The sequence below is a fragment of the Roseateles toxinivorans genome, assembly GCF_004362525.1.
Lineage (GTDB): Bacteria > Pseudomonadota > Gammaproteobacteria > Burkholderiales > Burkholderiaceae_C > Paucibacter > Paucibacter toxinivorans.
Genome location: NZ_SNXS01000004.1, coordinates 85,140 through 104,673, shown reverse-complemented (window position 1 = coordinate 104,673; position 19,534 = coordinate 85,140). Strand labels below are relative to the sequence as shown.

Sequence of the window (19,534 nt, the reverse complement as noted above, 5' to 3'; positions counted from 1 at the left end):
CCCCCTGAATTACCCCGGTCACACCATGTCTGCCACCCTCGCCGTCCCGGCCACCGCTCCCCGCGCCTTGAAGCCACTCAATGGCTACAAGCCCTATTGGGCCAAGCGCTTCGGCAAGGCCAAGTTCCTGCCGATGAGCCGCGCCGAGATGGACGTGCTGGGCTGGGACAGCTGCGACATCATCATCGTCACCGGCGACGCCTATGTGGACCACCCCAGCTTCGGCATGGCCGTGATCGGCCGCATGCTGGAGGCCCAGGGCTTTCGCGTGGGCATCATCGCCCAGCCCGACTGGCAGAGCGCCGACCCGTTCAAGGCCCTGGGCAAACCGAATCTGTTCTTCGGCGTGACCGCCGGCAATATGGATTCGATGATCAACCGCTACACGGCGGACCGCAAGATCCGCAGCGACGACGCCTACACGCCCGGCGACGTCGGCGGCAAGCGGCCGGACCGCGCCTCGCTGGTCTACTCCCAGCGCTGCAAGGAAGCCTACAAGGACGTGCCCATCATCCTGGGCGGCATCGAAGGCAGCCTGCGCCGCATCGCCCACTACGACTACTGGTCGGACAAGGTGCGCCGCTCGATCCTGGTGGACGCCAAGTGCGATCTGCTGCTGTATGGCAATGCCGAGCGCGCCATCGTCGAGATCGCCCACCGCCTGGCCGCCCGTGAGCCGGTCGAGCAGATCACCGATGTGCGCGGCACCGCCTTCATGCGCCGCACCAATGACCCGACCGCCGACGGCTGGTTCGAGCTGGACTCGACCGAGGTGGACATGCCGGGCCGCATCGACGAGCACATCAACCCCTACCAGACCACCTCGGAGCAGGCCGAGGCCCAGGGTTCGACTTGCGCCAAGGAGGATGGGGAGAAGGCCGGCGAGGTGATGGCTTCGCCCATGGGTGCGGCCATTCAACCGATCACCTTCCACCGCAACCCGGCCATCAAGGCCGAGGGCAAGTTCAAGCTGCCGCCGCGCGAGCGCACCGTGCTGCGCCTGCCCGCCTACGAGCAGGTGAAGAGCGATGCCGTGCTCTATGCCCACGCGAACCGCGTGCTGCATCTGGAAACCAACCCGGGCAACGCCCGCGCGCTGGTGCAGCGCCACGGCGACCGTGATGTCTGGATCAACCCGCCGCCGATTCCGCTGACCACCGCCGAGATGGACTTCGTGTTCGACCTGGACTACGCCCGCTCGCCGCACCCGGTCTATGCCGACGAGAACGGCAGCCACGATGGCGCGACCAAGATCCCGGCCTGGGAAATGATCCGCTTCTCGGTCAACATCATGCGCGGCTGCTTCGGCGGCTGCACCTTCTGCTCGATCACCGAGCATGAGGGACGCATCATCCAGAGCCGCTCGGAGGACTCGGTCATCCGCGAGATCGAGGAGATGCGCGACAAGGTCAAGGGCTTCACCGGCGTGGTCTCCGACCTCGGCGGCCCGACCGCGAATATGTACCGCATCGGCTGCAAGAGCCCGGCCATCGAGGCCGCCTGCCGCAAGCCCAGCTGCGTCTATCCGGGCATCTGCCCGAACCTGAACACCGACCACACGCCGCTGATCAAGATGTACCGTCGCGCGCGGGCCCTGAAGGGCGTGAAGAAGATACTGATCAGCTCCGGCCTGCGCTACGACCTGGCCGTGAAGTCGCCCGAGTATGTGAAGGAGCTGGTCAGCCACCACGTCGGCGGCTATCTGAAGATCGCCCCCGAGCACACCGAGGGCGGGCCGCTGTCGAAGATGATGAAGCCCGGCATCGGCTCCTACGACCGCTTCAAGCAGATGTTCGACAAGTTCTCGGCCGAGGCCGGCAAGAAGCAGTTCCTGATTCCCTACTTCATCGCCGCCCACCCGGGCACCAGCGACGAGGACATGATGAATCTGGCGCTGTGGCTGAAGTCCAACGGCTTTCGCGCCGACCAGGTGCAGACCTTCTACCCCAGCCCGATGGCCACGGCCACGGCGATGTACCACACCGGCAAGAACCCGCTGAAGGGCATTTCGCGCGACCCGGCCAAGGGCGAGACGGTGGACATCGTCCGCGGCGATCGGCGCCGCCGCCTGCACAAGGCCTTCCTGCGATACCACGACGCCAACAACTGGCCGCTGCTGCGCGAGGCGCTGAAGGACATGGGCCGGGCCGACCTGATAGGCAACGGCAAGCACCAGCTGATCCCGACCTACCAGCCGGCCACGGCCGATGGCAGCTACCAGAGTGCAAGGCGCAAGAACTCGACCCCGTCCAAAGGTCAGATACTGACCCAGCACACGGGCCTGCCGCCGCGGGACAACGGCAGTGCCAAGCCAGCATCGAAGTTGAAAACCAAGTCAGGGGCGAAACCGCTGTCGGCCGCCGCGGCTCAGGCTCGCGGTGCTCGCACCGATGCCATCCTGAGCCGGGTGCTCGGGCGCAAGATCAAGCGCTGACGGAGCAGTGGGGGCAATTTGGCCGACAATGCGCCCCCATGAGCAGTCACCCCACCGTCACTGAAGCGCCGTCGGCGCGCAAAGCCATGACCCTGCACCGCCTGCGCGAGATGCGGGCTCAGGGCGAGAAGATCACCATGCTGACCTGCTACGACGCGAGCTTCGCGCGTTTGCTGGACAGCTGCGAGCTCGACTGCCTGCTGGTCGGTGACTCGCTGGGCATGGTGCTGCAGGGCCAGTCCAGCACCGTGCCGGTCACGCTGGACGAGATGGCGTATCACACCCGCTGCGTGGCCCGAGGCAACCGCCATGCCTGGCTGCTCAGCGACCTGCCCTTCGGCAGCTATCAGGAAAGCCTGGACCAGTGCATGCGCTCCAGCGTCGCGCTGATGCAGGCCGGTGCGCAGATGATCAAGCTCGAAGGCGGCGGCTGGACCACCGAGGCCGTGCACTTCCTGACCCAGCGCGGCATCCCGGTCTGCGCCCATCTGGGCCTGACTCCGCAAAGCGTGCACGCGCTGGGCGGCTACCGCGTGCAGGGGCGTGATGCCGATGGCGCCGCCACCCTGCGCCAGCACGCGCGCGAGCTGAGCGAGGCAGGCGCCACGATGCTGGTGCTGGAGCTGGTGCCCACGGCGCTGGCGGCCGAGATCACCGAGGCGAACCCGCAGCTGATCACCGTCGGCATCGGTGCCGGCAACGTCACCGCCGCCCAGGTGCTGGTGCTGCATGACATGCTGGGCATCACCGCAGGCAAGCTGCCGCGCTTTGTGCGCAACTTCATGGCCACGGGCGCCAGCATCGAGCAGGCGGTGCGCCTGTTCGTCAGCGAGGTCAAGTCGGGCCGGTTTCCGGACAACGGCCAGCACGGTTTCTAATCTTACCCATGCAAGTCATTCCAAATATCTCCGACCTGCGCCAGGCGCTGCAGGCCAGCCCCCGCACCCTGTTCGTGCCCACGATGGGCAATCTGCATGAGGGCCATCTGAACCTGGTGCGCCAGGCCGTGGCGGCCGCCAACGGCGGGCCGGTGGTGGCCAGCATCTTCATCAACCGGCTGCAGTTCGGCCCCAACGAGGACTTCGATCGCTACCCGCGCACCTTCGAGCGCGATTGCGAGATGCTTGCCGGCGCCGGCTGCGACTATCTGTTCGCGCCGGACGAGGCCGAGTTGTACCCGCAGCCCCAGGTCTTCAAGGTGCAGCCGCCCGCCGAGCTGGCCGACATCCTGGAAGGCCAGTTCCGCCCCGGCTTCTTTACCGGCGTCTGCACCGTGGTGATGAAGCTGTTCCAGTGCGTGCAGCCCGACGTGGCGGTGTTCGGCAAGAAGGACTACCAGCAGCTGATGGTGCTGCGCCAGATGGTGCGGCAGTTCGCCCTGCCCGTCGAGATGCTGGCCGGCGAGACCACGCGGGCCGATGACGGCCTGGCGCTGTCCTCGCGCAACGGCTATCTGAGCGCCGCCGAGCGCGCCGAGGCGCCCGAGCTGAACCGTCTGTTGCGCCACATCCAGTCGGCCCTGCGCAGCGGCGCGCTGAACAGCGAGGCCGCCGTGCAGCAGCTGGAGCTGCAGGCCCAGGCGGCGCTGGCAGCACACGGCTGGGCGCCCGACTACATCTGTGTGCGCCGCCGTGTCGATCTGCAGGAGCCCTCGGCGCAAGACCTGACCCAGCCCGACGAGCTGGTGGTGCTGGCCGCCGCCAGGCTGGGCAGCACCCGGCTGATCGACAACATCGAGGTCTGAGCCTGGACGGGCAAGGCGGAAGCCTTGACCCGCCTGGTGAAGGCCCAAGGGCGATACAAGCCCGTGGGCTGAGGAAAGGTGCCCCGCTTGGGGTGAGAATGGCTCGCGTCCCCGGATTCCGCCCGGTACATACTCCATTCCATGTCCTTTTGCCTGCGCGCATCGCTGCTGCTACGCCGGTTGGCCCTGCCCGCCCTGCTGCTCTGGGTCGGCGGCCTGGGTGCCATGCCGCTGCAGAACCTGCGCTTCCAGCACCTCGGCGTCGAGCAGGGCCTGCCGCAGGAGTCGGTGCTGTCCACCGCCCAGGACGCCCAGGGCTTCATCTGGATGGGCACGCAGAACGGCCTGGTGCGCTATGACGGCTACCGCTTCGTCGTCTATCGCCATGACCCCGGCAACCCGCGCAGCCTGAACAACAATCTGGTGCAGGCCCTGCTGGTGGACGCCGCCGGCACGCTGTGGATTGCCACCCATGGCGGCCTGCACAGCTACGACGCCCAGCGCAACGACTTCGAGCGCCATCTGCCCCAGTCCGGCCTGCGCGGGCCGGCCGGACTGGAACTGCGCAACCTGATCGACGACGGTGCCTGGGGCCTGTGGCTGGGCAGTTCGGACGGCCTGCAACACTTCGACAAGAAGACGTCCAGCTTCCGCTTCTGGCACCACGATCCGGACCGGTCCGACAGTCTGGCCTCCGACCGGGTGCGCGGCCTGGCGCTGGACCAGCAGGGCCGACTGTGGGTCGGCACGGCCGCCGGACTGGACCGGCTGGACCCTGCCGCCAGCGGCTTTGCTCATCTGCACATGGACAGCGCAGCGCGGCCCGACGCCATCCACAACACACTGCAGACGCTGATGGTGGACCGCGAGAACCGGCTCTGGATCGGCACCTACGCCGGCCTGGAACGCTGGGAACTGAACGGTCCCGAGCCGACGCGGCTGCGCTTCACGCCCGAGCAGGGCATTTCACGCGGCCGCTACTACGCACTGCTGCAGGACCGTGACGAGCAGGTCTGGGTGGGGGCCATCTCCGACGGACTGAAGCGCTGGTCGCCCCAGCGACAGCGATTTGTGCAGCACCGGCACCAGCAGGACGACCCGCACAGCCTGTCGGACGATCAACTGGCCAGCCTGTTCCAGGACCGTACCGGCACGCTGTGGGTGGGCACCTGGGACGCTGGCATCAATCTGGTCGATCTGAGCAGTGGCGGTTTCGAGCGCGTGCTGCCGCCGCTGGCACCGCAGCAGTCCAAGATCGAGCGCGTCGTCAACGGCCTGATAGGCGACGGGCGCGGTGGCCTGTGGGTGGCCGGACTGGGCGGCCTGAAGCATCTGGATCTGGCCACAGACACCTTCACCGACCGGGGCCAGCGCCTGAGCGACAAGCGCGTGCATGCGATGCTGCGCGACGAGGCCAGTGGCCGCCTGCTCCTGGGCACAGAGACCGGGCTGGAGCTGTTCGAGCCCGCCACCGGCCACATCCGCGCACGCCGCGTGCAGGCGCGCAACGCCACCAGCAACAATGTGCTGTGCCTGCTGAAGGACCGCAGCGGTGCCTTGTGGGTTGGCAGCGCCGGTGGCTTGCATCGGCTGGCCTCGTTCGACGCACTGGAAGCCAGCTTCATCCACCAGCCAGCGGATCCGAAAAGCATCAGCCACGACAATGTGCAGACCCTGCTGGAAGACCGCGAGGGCCGGCTCTGGGTGGGCACCAACGGCGGCCTGAATCTGTTCGATGCCGCCACCGGCCGCTTCAGGCGCTTTCATCACAGCCCCGGTGACCGCGAAAGCCTGGCCGGCGACAACATCACCGCCCTGCTGCAGGACCGCCTGGGCCGGCTGTGGATAGGCACCGACAAGGGCCTGAGCGAGCTCAAGCGCGCGCCCGATGGCAGCCTGCGCTTCCGCAGCTACGGCCACGCCCAGGGCCTGGTCAGCGAACGCATCATGGCCATCGTCGAGGACCTGTCGGGCGTGCTGTGGCTGAGCACCGACAACGGCCTGATGCGCTTCTTCCCGCAGACCGAGAGCTTCCGTCACTACACCGCGCGCGAAGGCATGGTCGAGGGCTCCTACAGCGCCAATGCCGGACTGCAGGACAGCGATGGACGCATCTACTTCGGCGGCGTGCGCGGCATCACACGCTTCCATCCGGACCATGTGCGTGCCAACGACAAGCCGCCCCAGCTGGCGCTGACCGAGCTGCGCGTGTTCAACCAGCGGGTGCAACTAGGCCAGTTGCCCAAGGGCCTGGTGCTGGAGCAACCGATCAACCGCGCCCAAGAGCTGACCCTGTCCTACCGACACAGCGTGTTCACCCTCGAATTCGCTGCCCTGCACTTCGCCGATGTCGCGCGCAACCGCTATGCCTACATGCTGCAGGGTTTCGACAGCGAATGGGTCGAGGTGGGCGCCGGTCAGCGTGCCGCCACGTACACGAATCTGAATCCGGGCCGCTATGTCTTCCATCTGCGTGCGGCCAATAAGGATGGGCTATGGACCCAGGAAGACGCCACTCTGACCATCACCATCACCCCGCCGCTGTGGCAGACCTGGTGGGCCAGACTCTCGGCCCTGCTGCTGATGGTCGGCGGGCTGGCCGCGGCCTACCGGCTGCGCATGCGCTCCGTGAGAAGGCAGACAGAGTTGCTGGAGCAGCAAGTGCAGGCGCGCACTGCGGAGGCCCTGCAGCAGGCCCATGGAGTGCAGCAGGCGCACTTGAACATATCGGTGCTGAGCGAGATCGGCCGCGAGATCACCGCCAATCTGGTTACCCAGGACATTGCGGCCACCCTGCACAAGCATGTCACCAAACTGATGGACGCGACCGTATTCGGCTTCGGCATCTACAAGCCGGAACGCCAGGCCATCGATTACGACTTCTGTGTCGAGGGCACGCGCCGCTTCGCGCCGTACAGCCGGCCTCTGAGTGATCCCGATCAACTGGCCGTCTGCTGCCTGACGCAGCGGCGGGAGATCTGGATACGCGATGTCGAGACCGACTACCCAAGCTACATCACCAAGCCGCACGTCAGCGGCCTCGCGCGCCATGGCATCCGGCTGGAAGACGGCTCGGAGCCGGGCCTGCAGCGCTCGATGCTCTATCTTCCGGTGGTCGCACATGACCGCGTGCTGGGCGTGATCAGTGTGCACAGCCTCGAGCCCGATGCCTACGACGAGGTGCACCTGAACATGCTGCGCACCCTGGCCGCCTATGCCGCTGTGGCGCTGGAGAATGCCCAGGCCTTCATGCAGCTGCAAAGCGCCCAGACCCAGCTGGTGGCCCAGGAGAAGCTGGCCGCGCTGGGCGCCATGGTGGCCGGTGTGGCCCATGAGCTGAACACCCCGATCGGCAACAGCCTGCTGGTGGCCAGCACCCTGCACGAGCACACCACCACCCTGATGGGCCAGCTGCAGGCCGGCAGCATGAAGCGCTCGGACCTGAACACCTATTGCGAGATGGCCGAGCATGCAGCCGCCATCATCATGCGCAGCCTGCACAGCGCGGCCGAGCTGGTGAGCAGTTTCAAGCAGGTGGCGGTCGATCAGACCAGTGCCCAGCAGCGCCGCTTCGACCTGCTGCGCACCTGCAACGAGCTGCTGTCCACCTTGATGAGCAAGATCAACAAGTCGGGCCATCAGATCAGCGTGGAAGTCCCCGAGGGCATCATGATGAACAGCTATCCGGGCCCGCTGGGTCAGGTGCTGGCCAATCTGGTCAACAACGCGATGCTGCACGGCTTCGAAGGCCGGGAGCAGGGCCATATGTGGCTGCGCGCCAGCCAGCCGCGCGCCGGGCGGGTGCTGATCGAGTTCGAGGACGATGGCCTGGGCATTGCCGCCGAGCATCAGAAACGGGTGTTCGAACCCTTCTTCACCACCAAGTTCGGCCAGGGCGGCAGCGGCCTGGGGATGCATATCAGCTACAACATCGTCACCAGCCTGCTGGGCGGCCAGATCGAGCTCGACAGCGCGCCGGGCCGTGGCACCCGCTTCACGCTGGATCTGCCGCTGGACCTGGAGGCCGAGGCCGCCCAGCCAGGCCAGACGACCATCTCGCCGGCCGCGCCTTGATAATGGCGCATGTCCGAGCCCAAGCCCCCCGCCCCGTCACGCGACCCGCTGCACGGTGTCACCCTCGAAGCCATGTTGACCCGCCTGGTGGACTTCTTTGGCTGGGACGAACTCGGTCTGCAGATCAACATCCGCTGCTTCACCCATGAGCCCAGCATCAAGTCCAGCCTGAAGTTCCTGCGCAAGACGCCCTGGGCGCGCGAGAAGGTGGAAGGGCTCTACGGCTATATGTTGCGCGAGCAGGCGCGCCAGTCGCGGGCTTGATCAGGCGTTGGCTGGGCGCCCGAAGAATCCGATGTCGCCGTACCAGGCCTCGGTGGGCGACTTGAGATCGTCGCTGTCGGTCAACACGCCGACGCTGCTGATGCGGCCCGGCGCCTCGCCGAACACGCGCTCATAGTCGGCCATCACATTGCGCTCCACCGCCAGCCATTGGCGCAGCTGGGTCTGGCCACTCTCGGCCACCAGATAGCGCACGCGGCCGGTGCGCTCATGCTGCCGCACATGCTCGACCGGCAACTGGCCGTCCCAGACGTACATCAGCGTCGCGAAGGGCAGCTTGTGGCCGGTGAACAGCTCGACCTGCTCGAAGACCAGCCGGTCGCGGAAGGACAGGCGCGACATATCGCCCTCGAAGCCGACGATGATGCGCGTCGGCGTGTCCGACAGGTCCTCATCATCGATGGTTGCTCGTGCATCCATCTCGTTGACCCGCCACTGCCAGCGCAACCAGGGCGTCTGCACAGGATCGACGCTGACCTGGCACTGCAGGCCCGAGCTGGTGCCGGTGCCCTGGGCATGCAGCACGGTCTTGCCGTCCTGGTGGCAGGTCTGGTACCGGGTGCGCGGCAGGTCACGCCTCATCACATAGGGGGCCCAGCCGCACGGCAGGCTGCCATCGGCCGCGGCACTGGAAAAAGGCACCACGGCACCGGGCGCTGCGGTGACGGCGGGCTCCGCTCCGGTCGTCGGCCCGCTGGCACAGCCGCCCAGCATGCCGCCCAGGGCCAGGGCCGGCAGCCCCAGGCACAGGCGGCGGCGTTGCAGATCGGCAGGGGCGATGGGGTGGGCAATGGAGCTCATGACAGACCTTTGAGCGAGGGACTTTGAACAGGACGGAGCTGCCCCGCTTTTCGACCAATCTAGGGCCCAGTTGCGTCGTCAATGTGACAAAAACACGCCATCGCCCGGACCTCCCGCGACTGCGCTGGCCAAGCGCCAAAAACCGCACATCCGCTGCCAGCAGCCACAAGTCGCTCGTTACACTCTTGCCATGAGCCTCACTGCAAGCCTGCTCGTCATCCTGTTGCTGGTGGCCACCAGCGCCTTCTTCTCCATTGCCGAGATTTCCATGGCCGCCGCACGCCGGCTGAAGCTGCGCCAGCTGGCCGATGAGGGCGACGGCCGGGCCGAGGCGGTGCTCCAGGTACAGAGCCATCCGGGCCACTATGTCGCGGTGGTGCAGATCGGGCTGAACGCGGTGGCCATACTCGGCGGCATCGTTGGCGAGGGTGCGCTGACGCCGCATTTCGAGGCCCTGTTCGGCCTGTTGATGTCGGCTCCGGCGGCAGCCACCACGGGCTTCGTTGTCTCGTTCCTGTGCATCACCTCCTTCTTCATCCTGTTCGCCGATCTTTGCCCCAAGCGCCTTGGCATGAACCAGCCCGAGCAGATGGCGATGCGGGTGATAGGGCCCATGCAGGTCTGCATGACGGTGCTCAAGCCGGTGGTCTGGGTGTTCAACAGCCTGGTCAACAGCGTGTTCAGCCTGCTGGGCCTGCCGGTGCAGCGCGACGACAGCGTCACCACCGACGACATCATGGCAATGGCCGCCGCCGGCACCGAGGCCGGCGTGCTGGGCCACCAGGGCCAGCAGGTGATCAGCAATGTGTTCGAGCTGGAGACCCGCACCGTCGAGTCGGCCATGACCTCACGCGAGCGCATCGTCTATCTGCTGCAGGACGACTCGGAGGAGACGATACGCACGCGCATCGCCGCCGAGCCGCACTCGACCTATCTGGTCTGCGACGAGAACATCGACGAGGTGGTCGGCTATGTGGATGCCACCGACCTGTTCCAGCTGGTGCTCAACAACGAGCCCATAGACCTGCGCGCCTCGCACAGCCATGGCCTGTTGAAGAAGGTGCTGATGGTGCCCGACCGGCTGACACTGTCCGAGGTGCTCTTGCAGTTCCGCCAGGTGCATGAGGACTTCGCCGTCATCGTCAACGAGTACAGCCTGGTGGTCGGAGTGATCACCCTCAACGACGTGATGAGCACGGTGATGGGCGACCTGGTCAAGTCGCACGACGAGGAACAGATCGTCAAGCGCGACGACGGTTCCTGGCTGATCGACGGCGTGACGCCCATCGTCGATGTGATGCGCGCCTGCGATATCGACGAGCTGCCGCATCGCGGCCAGTACGACACGCTAGCCGGCTTTCTGATGGTGATGCTGCGCCGTATCCCTCGCCGCACCGACACCGTCACCCTGGCCGGCCTGCGCTTCGAGGTGCTTGACGTTGACAGCTACAAGATCGACCAGGTGATGGTCACCCGCATCCCGCCGGCGACCGCGCCCGCCACGGCCTGAGGCCGTCTCCCGCACGCCAGCTCATCCTCCAGGTTTGAACCATGCCCTTCTCCATAGACAGCCTGTCACTCGAAAACCGCATTGACGCTTTGTTTGCCGCCCAGCAGGGCCAGGCCGTGCCCGGCTATGCCGTCGGCGTGCTGCACCAGGGCCAGGTCTTGCTGAGCAAGGGCTATGGCCTGGCCAGCCTGGAGCACGGCCTGCCGATACGCGGCGACACGGTGTTCCGCATTGCCTCGGTGTCCAAGCAGTTCACCGTCAGCGCGGTGCTGATGCTGGCCGCCGAAGGGCGCCTGGGCCTGAACGACGATATGCGACGGCATCTGCCGGAATTGCCTGAACTGCCCGCCGTGGTGACGCTGGAGCATCTGATGCGTAACTGCAGCGGCCTGCCGGACTTTCTGGAAATGCTACGCCTGGGCGGGGTCGGCCTGGACCTGCATCTGAGCCGCGCGCGCATGCTGCAGCTGATCACCGCCAACCGCCATCTGAGCTTTGCGCCGGGCAGCCGCTTTCTTTACTGCAACACCAACTTCCTGCTGCTCGGCCTGATCGTCGAACGCATCTCGGGCCAGAGCCTGGCCGAGTTCCTGCAACAGCGCATCTTCGAGCCGCTGGGCATGAAGCGCACGGCGATGTGCTGCGAAATCGACCAGCCGGTGGCGCAGCTGGCCAGCGCCTACCTGCAGGCGCCGGACGGCGGCTACCGCCGCGCGCTGCACGGCTTCGAGCAGGGCGGCGAGGGCGGCATGGTTTCCACCGTCGAGGACCTGCTGTTGTGGAGCCGCCAATTCGAGCAGGCGCGGCTGGCGCCGCTCGATCTGCCGGCCCTGTTGGCGGCACCGACGACGCTCAGCGGCGGCCAGGCCAGCCTCTATGCTCGGGGCGTAGAACTGGGGCGCTTCGCCGGCCTGGCCACGCTGGGCCATGGCGGGCTGTGGCCGGGCTTCAAGACCGAGTTCCTGCGCCTGCCCGAGGCCGGGTTGACCGTGGTGGTGATCGCCAATGGCGGCCATCTGGAACCCTACCGCATCGCCCGCGAGGTGGCGGCCGAGGTGCTGGCCCTGCCGGCCTATGTCGACGCGGCAATGGACATGGCCTCGCTCATTGGCGAATGGTTCAGCGCCCCCCATGCCGGACAGCCCGAACCGGCGCTGCTGGAGCTGGCCGTCAGGGACGGCAAGCTGATCGCCACGCAGTGGGGCATGCCCTTCCAGCTGACCCCGGCCGCCGACGGCAGTTGGGTGCCGCTGCGCGGGGCCTACGAATTCAAGCTGCGGCCGAGCTCGGCCGAGCTGCTCGAGGTGGAGGTCGGCGCCGGCCTCACGCAACGCTTCACACGCATGATCGAGCGCCCGGCCCTGCCCGCCGATCTTGCCGGCAGCTACCGCTGCGAACACAACGGCGTGCACTGGGTGATCGCCGCTGCGCCGGGGGATGACGGCACCCTGCAGGCACAGATCAGCGGCCCGGTGCTGGCCGACGGCGGGCTGTGGACGCTGCGTGGCCTGAGCAGTGAGGTGGTCGAGCTGCAGGGCCAGCTCTACTGGATGAAGAGCAGCCAGTTGCTGCGTCCGCAGCGCGACGCGCGAGGCCGCGTCACGGGCCTGCTGGTGGACACCAGTCGGGTCAGAAACCTGCTGTTGCAGCGCAGCTGACGCGCAGGCCCGTCAAGCTAGGGATGGCGGGGCCTGCCGCCCCACTCCACCATGACTGCCTGTCTCAACGCAAGCAGGAGGATCAGCATGAGTGCTTCCACATCTTCATTGGCAGGCCTGGCGCGCGCCGCCCTGCTGGTCATCGGCCTGGCGGCCGCCGCAACGGCCGGCGCCCAGACGATTCACGCCACCCGCGCCGACTTCAATGCCGCCGTCCCCAACCGCTACGACTACAACTTCAACACCGACGGCATGGTCAACATCCTGTCGTCGGCGGTCGGTCATCTGGCCGATGTCGGCACGGTGGGGCAGGATCCCCATGGCCAGGCCTATGGCGGCGCCTTGTGGGGTTCGGTTGGCGATACCTACAACGCCTTCACCACCTTGCGTTTCGACTTCATGCAGCCGGTGATGGGCTTCGCCTTTGATGACCTGGACCTGAACGGCGCCGAATGGGCCATCATCGATGTCAGCTACGTCGGCGGTGGCACCACCCGCTATGCGCTGACCACCCTGACCCCCTTCACCCCTGTATTCTTCGGCGTCACCTCGATGACCGGTCTGGCCAGCGTGTCGGTGTTCTCCGATGACACGGCGGCCGGCCTTGCGCCCGGTTCGCGCGCCAACCTGATCGACGATGTGTCGATCGCCACCCTGCCGGTGCCCGAGCCGGCCAGCGTGCTGCTGCTGCTGGCTGGCCTGACCGTCGTGGGCGGCCTGGCTTCCCGGCGCAAGCGCCAGGCCTGATTCAAGACGGATTCAGGCCTGACTCAGACTGCTGACCACCTGCAGCTCGCCGGCATGCACCGCCTGTTCGGCGCCGCGCATCAGGCGTTCGAACATCGAGCTGTTGTCGTGGCGCTCCTTGCCCACCAGGCCGAACCAGGCATTGCGGCCGGCGCGCTTGGCCATGTAGAGGCCCTGGTCGGCCAGCTCCACCACCTGATGCCAGCTGAGCAGCTGCGGGTGCTTGGGAATGAAGGGGTAGCAGGCGAAGCCCAGTGAGCAGGTATTGGCCAGGTGCACGCCGTCACCGAGGTCGAAATGCCGGTCGGCCACGGCCTTGCGGATGCGCTCGGCCAGGGTCGGCGCGTCCTCGCGCTTGCTGGCGCGCGCAACGACCAGGAACTCCTCGCCGCCCCAGCGCACCAGGTAGTCCGACTCGCGGAACACCTCCAGCAGGCGCTCGCGCATCTGCACCAGCAGCCGGTCGCCGACCGCATGGCCGTGGTGGTCATTGACCTTCTTGAACTGGTCCAGGTCCACCATGAAGAAGATCAGGTCGTTGTCGGGGTTCGGCCCATGGCCGCCGGCCTTCAGCCACTCCTCGTGCTGGCGCAGGGTGATGGCCACGTCTCCGTCCAGCTGCTGCTGCAGGAAACGGCGGTTGCGCAGGCCGGTCAGGGTATCGGTCAGACTGACCTGCTCCAGCGCGCAATTGGCCTGCTCCAGCTCCAGGTTCTTCTGCAAGAGCTGCGCCTGCGTCTCGCGCAGCGTGCCCAGCGTGGCATGGAGCTGGCGGTAGGCGGCGGCGTTGTCCAGGGCGATCGCGCCATAGGCGCAGAGGTTGCGGAAGATCAGCTGCTCGCGCTCCGCATAGGCCTGGGGGCGGGGCGACTGCAGGCTCATCACGCCCAGCAGCCGGTCATGCACGACCAGCGGCGCAAACAGCAGGCTCAGCGTCGGCAGGGTGCCGGGGATCAGCGTCGCACAGTCGGCGCTGTCGGGACTGACGTCCAGCTTGATCTCGCGACGCTCGCGCGCGCACAGCGCGGTCTGCGTAGGGCTGTCTGCCAGGGCCAGACGGCGGTGCGGCAACGGCCTGCCATCTTCCATGCCAAAGGCCATTTCCAGCGTGTCGCCGGCCTCGTCGAGCAGGTAGACCATGAAGCAGGTGGCGTCCAGCAGGCTGTGCACATGGCGGTCCAGCGCCTGGAACACGGCCGCCTGATCCAGATTGGCGGTGATCTCCTGCCCGATGGCCCCCAGCGTGAGCAGTGTCATGCCGGTCTGCTGCAAGACCTCGGCTCGGCCGGCCTCGGAGGCGGCCAGCTGGCGCAGGTGCTCGGCCTCGGCGCGGGCCTGCTCGGTCTGGTGCTGGACCTGCATGACGATGGACAGGTTGGTCGCCTTCTGGCTGCGGATCTTCTCGCGTGCCTGGTTGGCCTGCTGGCAGATGTTGTAGGCCGACAGATAGGAGCCGACATTCGCGTACTCGCGGGCCAGCGCATCGAGCAGGTCGCCGGTGACCGAATAGCCCTCGATGCCGGACGCCAGCGTCAGCGCCTGCTCCAGAAAATGCAGCGGCGCATTGACCACCGCGCCCTTGAGCTCGCATTGCAGGGTCGGGTGGACCGCGGGCACACCATCGGCACCGGCCAGCGGCAGCGGCTGGCTGGCATGGATCTCGGCCAGCAGGCGCAGCAGCTCGATCTGATGGAACACATCGTGCTGCTCTCGGGCCAGGGCGAGGCCGCTGAGCGCCACTTCAAGCGCCCGCAGCGGCTGGTCGAGCCGGAACAGGTTCTGTGCCTGGCCCAGCATGCCCATGATGTGGAAGTCCGTCTGACTCAGTGCCTCGGCACGCTGCTGCACCTGGCAATAGCAGTCGTAGGCCCGGCCATGGTCGCCCTGGGCATGGGCCAGATGGCCGGCCGAGCACAGCGCGATGGCATAGGCACGCGAGCCGGCCAGCGGGGCCAGCATCTGCAAGGCCTCGGCGAGCAGTTCCTGGCCGGCATCGAGCCGGCCCAGCTGCACCAGCGTGTCGGCCGTCTGCTGCAGGCTGCGGCCCACGCTGGCCGGCCAGCCGGTGGGCCGGGCCAGGTCCAGGCTGCGCTGCATCCATTCCAGCGACGCATGTTGATCGTTGAGGCTGCTCAGCTCATAGCCGGCATTGCTGGCAGCGACGATGGCGCGGCGGATCTGCCCGCTTTGCTGCGCCGCGTCAAAGGCCTTGATCGCATGGCTCAGCGCACCGCCCGGATCGCCGGAAAACGAGCACATGGCGCTGCGATAGTCGCACAGCACGGCCAGCAGGGCCGGCGGCGTCTGACTGTCGATGGGCCGCAGCCGCCGGTCCCAGCGCGCCGCGGCCAAGCGCCAGTTCTGGAAAGCCAGATGGCGCGCAAGCTCGCTCTCGATCAGCGCGAGGCGCCCATGGTCGGCGGCCTCGCGCGCCTGCAGGGCGGCGGCCTCCAGCTCGGCCTCGACGCGGTCGCGCCAGCCCTGATCAACGGCGATGCAGCTGAGCAGCCAGTGCGCATCCGCGCAGCCGACGGGGTCGCCCAGCGCACCGAAGTCCTGCAGTGCCCGCTGCGCCAGTGCCTGAGCCTCGCCAAGTTCGGCATACAGCCACTTGGCCTCCCCATAGACCAGCTTCAGGCGAACCGCCAGGCCATGGGCCTCGGCATCGTCTGCCCCGCGAAGCAGCGCCCGGGCCCGGTCGGCCAGTTGCAGGGCCTGGGCGGTATCGCGCTGGCGCAAATACCAGGCCAGGGTGACCATCGCCCGCAGGCCGGCACGGTCGGGCTGGCCCCCAAGGCCAGCCAGCTCGGCCTGCAACCGCGCCACCTCGTCGTTCAGTGCAAACATCTCCACGGCACTACCCCCTGTCGACAAGCACTTTGCACCGGAAGCGGCGGTTTGAACAGCGCACAAACCAGGGTTGAAGATCGCGGCGCACAGCGCACAGCGGTGTAAAGAATTCAAAAGAGACGGGCAAAGCCCCCTCTCGCACCAGACAATGCGGGCCTTGCCTCCGCCGCCAAGACCCATCCCGACATGCCCCCTGTACAGCTGCACCCACTCGCCCAGGCCCTGGCCCTGCTCGCCGCCAGCGGCTTCTTGACTCAAGCCCAGGCCCAGGCAACCCGCCCCGCTGCTGCGGCCTCGGCTCCGGCCAGCGCCGCCAGCACGCCAGCACGATCCGGGCCACGCCAGGTCCCTGCTGCCACGCCGGCCCAGCTTGAGAAGGTTGAAGTCAGCGGCACGGCCAGTGACACCGAGCAGCGCCGCGGCTCGACCGCGGCCAAGATCGTCATCAGCCGCGAGGAGATCGAGCGCTTCGGCGACAGTTCGGTCAGCGAGGTGCTCAAGCGCCTGCCCGGCGTGACCACCGGCGGGCGGCCCGGCCGCGGTGGCGATGTGCGCATGCGCGGCATGGGCGGTGGCTACACCCAGCTGCTGGTCAATGGCGAGCGCATGCCGCCGGGCTTCTCGCTGGACAATCTGCCGCCCGACCAGCTGGAGCGCATCGAGGTGATGCGTGCGCCGACCGCCGAGTATGGTGCCCGGGCGGTGGCCGGCACGATCAATATCGTGCTCAAGGAGGCGCTGAAAAAGACGCTCAACGAGGTGCGTGCCGGCGTCGGCATCGAGGCCGGCCGCGTCTCGCCCAATGCCTCGTGGACGCGCAACAACAAGCTCGGCGACAAGGGTGCCTACACGCTGACCGTCTCGCTCAACCGCAGCAACCGCTGGGACGATGCCGACACGCGCACGCGCTGGTACGACCTGGCCAGCGGCGCCCAGGTGCTGGACCAGCACGAGACCGGCTACTCGCTGGAGCAGCGCGAGGGCGTCAATGTCAACGCGCGGCTGCAGATACCGCTGGCCGAGGGCGAATCGCTGACACTGATGCCCTTCATGATTCTCAGCCGGGGCAGCAACGAGGCCGGCCGCACCCTGGTGCAGACCGGCACCGCCACCGAGCAGCCCTATGCCAGCTACAGCAGCACGGGCGACGGCACCTTCAAGCTGCTGCGCGGCAATGCCCAGTGGCAGAAGCGCCTGAGTGCTGGCACCCGGCTGGAAGCCCGCGGCGGCCTGGGCACCGGCCGCTTCAGCAGTCAAGGCCTGCGGCGGGAATTTGACAGCGCCGGCACGCAGACCCGCAGCGTCGACGACAGCACCCGCAACCGCGAGAACAACTGGAGCCTGAATGCCAAGGTCTCGCACCAACTGGAGACCGAACACAGTCTGGTCGGCGGCCTGGAGCTGGAGAGCAGCCGCCGCCTGCAGGGTCGCACGACCCTGCAGAACGGACTGCCGATACTGACCGAGTTCGGTGACGACCTGAGCGCCTCTTCGCGCCGCGTCGCCGGCTATGTGCAGGACGAATGGAACCCCAGCAAGCAGATCTCGGCCTATGCCGGCCTGCGCTGGGAAGGCATCAAGACGAGCAGCGACAGCGCCAGCTACCAGGCCCGCAACACCAGCCATGTGCTGACACCGCTGCTGCATGGGGTGTGGAAGCCCGACGAGAAAAGCCGCAACCAGATCCGCAGCAGCCTGACGCGCAGCTACAAGGCGGCCAGCCTGCAGGAGCTGATCGCCCGGCCGAGCATTTCGCAACGCTTCCCGACCGGCGGCAACGAAATCGGCAGCCCAGACCGCGCCGGCAACCCGAACCTGAAGCCCGAGCTGGCCACCGGCATCGAGCTGGCCTATGAGCACTATCTGTCCAAGGGCGGGCTGCTCAGTGCCAATCTGTTCCACCGCCGCATCAGCGATCTGATACGCAATGTCGTCTCATTGGAGGATGTGAGCTGGTCGGCGCAGAAGCGCTGGGTGTCGCGGCCGCAGAACGTCGGCAACGCAACGACGCAGGGGCTGGAGCTCGAGGCCAAGTTCCGCCTCGACGAGATGATGGATGACGCCCTGCCGGTACAGCTGCGCGCCAACCTGAGCCTGTTCGATTCCAAGGTGGACCAGGTGCCCGGCCCGAACAACCGCCTCGAAGGCCAGCCCAAGGGCACCGCCAATTTCGGCGCCGACTACAAGCTGCGCGGCCTGCCGCTGAGCCTGGGCGCCAGCATCAACATCACGCCCGCCTACAAGCTGCGCCTCAGCGATATCTCCAGCAGTTCGGTGGGCAGCAAGGTCGTCGCCGATGCCTTCGTGCTGTGGTTCGTCGACGCCGGCACCCAGCTGCGCTTCAGCGCCAACAACCTGGCGCCGCGCGACTATCTGACGACCAGCAGCCTGATCAACGACACCCAGCGCCAGGACAATGAGAGCGCCAACCGCTCGCACATCAATTGGGGTCTGCGGCTGGAGATGAAACTCTAGGAGCACGCCCTATGCACCCGCAACGCCGTCCCGCCCTGCTGCTGTTTGCCGCGCTGGTGTTCACCAGCCTGGCTTGCGAGGCCCAGCCCCTGCCCTTCACCTTGAAGCAGGTCGCACCCAAGGTCTATGCGGTGATAGACAACGCCAACGGCGACTCGGGCGCCAATGCGGGCATCGTCATCGGCGAGGAGGCGGTGGCCATCATCGACAGTCTGTACAAACCGAAGGCCACGCAGGCGCTGCTGGCCGAGGTGCGCAGGCTGACACCGCTGCCGATACGCTATCTGATCAACACCCACTATCACATCGACCATGTGGCCGGCAACGCGGTGTTCGCCCAGGCAGGGGCGGTGATCGTCGGGCACAAGAACATGGCCCGCTGGATCAACACGGAGAACCTGAAGTTCTTCGGCGCCACGCCCACGGCCGAGGGGCAGACCCAGGTGGCCGCGCTGGCGCCGCCGCAGATCGGCTTCGACAGCGAGATGCGGCTGAACCTGGGCCAGCGCACCCTGCTGATCAAGGCGCTGCCGGGCCATACCGGTGGCGATGCGGTGGTCAGCGTCGTCGACGCCGGCGTGGTGTTCGCCGGCGACCTGTTCTGGCGCCGCGCGATACCGAACCTGATAGACGCCCACACGGCCGACTGGATACGCACACTGGACACGCTGCGCCAGGGACAGCCGGCCACGGCCGTCTTCGTGCCCGGCCATGGCGATGTGGGATCGGCCGGCGATGTGCAGGACTTTCAGCGCTACCTCGGCGACCTGCAGGCAGCCGTCAAGCAGCAGCTCGATGCCGGCAAGGACGGCGAGGCGCTGCAGGCCGCGGCTCTCGCCCAGCTCACGCCCAGCTATGGCGGCTGGGCCTATTTCAAAAACCTCGGGCCGCGCAATGTGCGCGACATGCAGGCAGAATTGACCGGCAACAAGCGCCGCCCCGCCCCTTGATCCTGATCC

At 67.2% G+C, this 19,534-nt stretch carries 12 protein-coding genes; 10 read left to right on the top strand and 2 right to left on the bottom strand.

Features of this window, described 5'->3' with window-relative positions; genetic code table 11:
* Positions 1 to 25: 25 nt before the first annotated feature.
* The 5 genes from DES47_RS15665 (at position 26) to DES47_RS15645 (ending at position 8,516) form a co-directional block, all read left to right on the top strand.
* Positions 26 to 2,434, top strand: coding sequence for a YgiQ family radical SAM protein (locus DES47_RS15665; RefSeq protein WP_133701681.1), 2,409 nt, complete (start codon positions 26 to 28; stop codon positions 2,432 to 2,434).
* A gap of 38 nt (positions 2,435 to 2,472) precedes the next feature.
* Complete coding sequence (gene panB, locus DES47_RS15660; protein WP_133701680.1) at positions 2,473 to 3,312, top strand: 3-methyl-2-oxobutanoate hydroxymethyltransferase; 840 nt, start codon at positions 2,473 to 2,475, stop codon at positions 3,310 to 3,312.
* Positions 3,313 to 3,320: 8 nt separating this feature from the next.
* Entirely contained in the window at positions 3,321 to 4,178 is an 858-nt protein-coding gene (gene panC, locus DES47_RS15655) for a pantoate--beta-alanine ligase (RefSeq protein WP_133701679.1), read from the top strand.
* A 141-nt stretch (positions 4,179 to 4,319) separates the two neighbouring features.
* Positions 4,320 to 8,252: a sensor histidine kinase gene (locus DES47_RS15650; RefSeq protein WP_133701678.1), complete on the top strand. Its 3,933-nt coding sequence runs from the start codon at positions 4,320 to 4,322 to the stop codon at positions 8,250 to 8,252.
* Between the two features lie 9 nt (positions 8,253 to 8,261).
* Complete coding sequence (locus DES47_RS15645) at positions 8,262 to 8,516, top strand: VF530 family protein (protein ID WP_133701677.1); 255 nt, start codon at positions 8,262 to 8,264, stop codon at positions 8,514 to 8,516.
* Here DES47_RS15645 and DES47_RS15640 read toward each other — a convergent pair whose 3' ends face one another.
* A complete protein-coding gene (locus DES47_RS15640; RefSeq protein WP_133701676.1) occupies positions 8,517 to 9,335 on the bottom strand; it encodes a DUF3047 domain-containing protein in 819 nt (272 codons plus the stop codon).
* Positions 9,336 to 9,525: 190 nt separating this feature from the next.
* Between DES47_RS15640 and paeA the strand changes: the two genes are divergently transcribed.
* The 3 genes from paeA to DES47_RS15625 all read left to right on the top strand — a co-directional run bounded on the left by paeA (position 9,526) and on the right by DES47_RS15625 (position 13,250).
* Positions 9,526 to 10,845, top strand: coding sequence for a polyamine export protein PaeA (gene paeA / locus DES47_RS15635; protein ID WP_133701675.1), 1,320 nt, complete (start codon positions 9,526 to 9,528; stop codon positions 10,843 to 10,845).
* 41 nt (positions 10,846 to 10,886) lie between these two features.
* On the top strand, positions 10,887 to 12,503 hold the full coding sequence (locus tag DES47_RS15630) for a serine hydrolase domain-containing protein (protein WP_133701674.1): 1,617 nt from the start codon (positions 10,887 to 10,889) through the stop codon (positions 12,501 to 12,503).
* A gap of 87 nt (positions 12,504 to 12,590) precedes the next feature.
* Positions 12,591 to 13,250: a PEP-CTERM sorting domain-containing protein gene (locus DES47_RS15625; RefSeq protein WP_166652024.1), complete on the top strand. Its 660-nt coding sequence runs from the start codon at positions 12,591 to 12,593 to the stop codon at positions 13,248 to 13,250.
* A 12-nt stretch (positions 13,251 to 13,262) separates the two neighbouring features.
* On the opposite strand, the gene DES47_RS15620 is transcribed toward DES47_RS15625, so the two are convergent.
* Positions 13,263 to 16,097 (bottom strand): GGDEF domain-containing protein, encoded by a 2,835-nt coding sequence (locus DES47_RS15620; RefSeq protein WP_166652023.1) that lies wholly within the window; start codon positions 16,095 to 16,097, stop codon positions 13,263 to 13,265.
* A gap of 189 nt (positions 16,098 to 16,286) precedes the next feature.
* Between DES47_RS15620 and DES47_RS15615 the strand changes: the two genes are divergently transcribed.
* Positions 16,287 to 18,575, top strand: a complete 2,289-nt coding sequence (locus DES47_RS15615) for a TonB-dependent receptor plug domain-containing protein (protein WP_133701671.1) — start codon at positions 16,287 to 16,289, stop codon at positions 18,573 to 18,575.
* Between the two features lie 11 nt (positions 18,576 to 18,586).
* Positions 18,587 to 19,525: an MBL fold metallo-hydrolase gene (locus DES47_RS15610; protein WP_133701670.1), complete on the top strand. Its 939-nt coding sequence runs from the start codon at positions 18,587 to 18,589 to the stop codon at positions 19,523 to 19,525.
* Positions 19,526 to 19,534 lie beyond the last annotated feature (9 nt).

Coding starts and splice junctions, on each gene's coding strand:
- DES47_RS15610 (WP_133701670.1), top strand. CDS start 18,587: ATGCACCCGCAACGCCGTCCCGCCCTGCTGCTGTTTGCCGCGCTGGTG.
- panC (WP_133701679.1), top strand. CDS start 3,321: ATGCAAGTCATTCCAAATATCTCCGACCTGCGCCAGGCGCTGCAGGCC.
- paeA (WP_133701675.1), top strand. CDS start 9,526: ATGAGCCTCACTGCAAGCCTGCTCGTCATCCTGTTGCTGGTGGCCACC.
- DES47_RS15640 (WP_133701676.1), bottom strand. CDS start 9,335: ATGAGCTCCATTGCCCACCCCATCGCCCCTGCCGATCTGCAACGCCGC.
- DES47_RS15645 (WP_133701677.1), top strand. CDS start 8,262: ATGTCCGAGCCCAAGCCCCCCGCCCCGTCACGCGACCCGCTGCACGGT.
- DES47_RS15625 (WP_166652024.1), top strand. CDS start 12,591: ATGAGTGCTTCCACATCTTCATTGGCAGGCCTGGCGCGCGCCGCCCTG.
- DES47_RS15620 (WP_166652023.1), bottom strand. CDS start 16,097: ATGTTTGCACTGAACGACGAGGTGGCGCGGTTGCAGGCCGAGCTGGCT.
- DES47_RS15615 (WP_133701671.1), top strand. CDS start 16,287: ATGCCCCCTGTACAGCTGCACCCACTCGCCCAGGCCCTGGCCCTGCTC.
- DES47_RS15630 (WP_133701674.1), top strand. CDS start 10,887: ATGCCCTTCTCCATAGACAGCCTGTCACTCGAAAACCGCATTGACGCT.
- DES47_RS15665 (WP_133701681.1), top strand. CDS start 26: ATGTCTGCCACCCTCGCCGTCCCGGCCACCGCTCCCCGCGCCTTGAAG.
- DES47_RS15650 (WP_133701678.1), top strand. CDS start 4,320: ATGTCCTTTTGCCTGCGCGCATCGCTGCTGCTACGCCGGTTGGCCCTG.
- panB (WP_133701680.1), top strand. CDS start 2,473: ATGAGCAGTCACCCCACCGTCACTGAAGCGCCGTCGGCGCGCAAAGCC.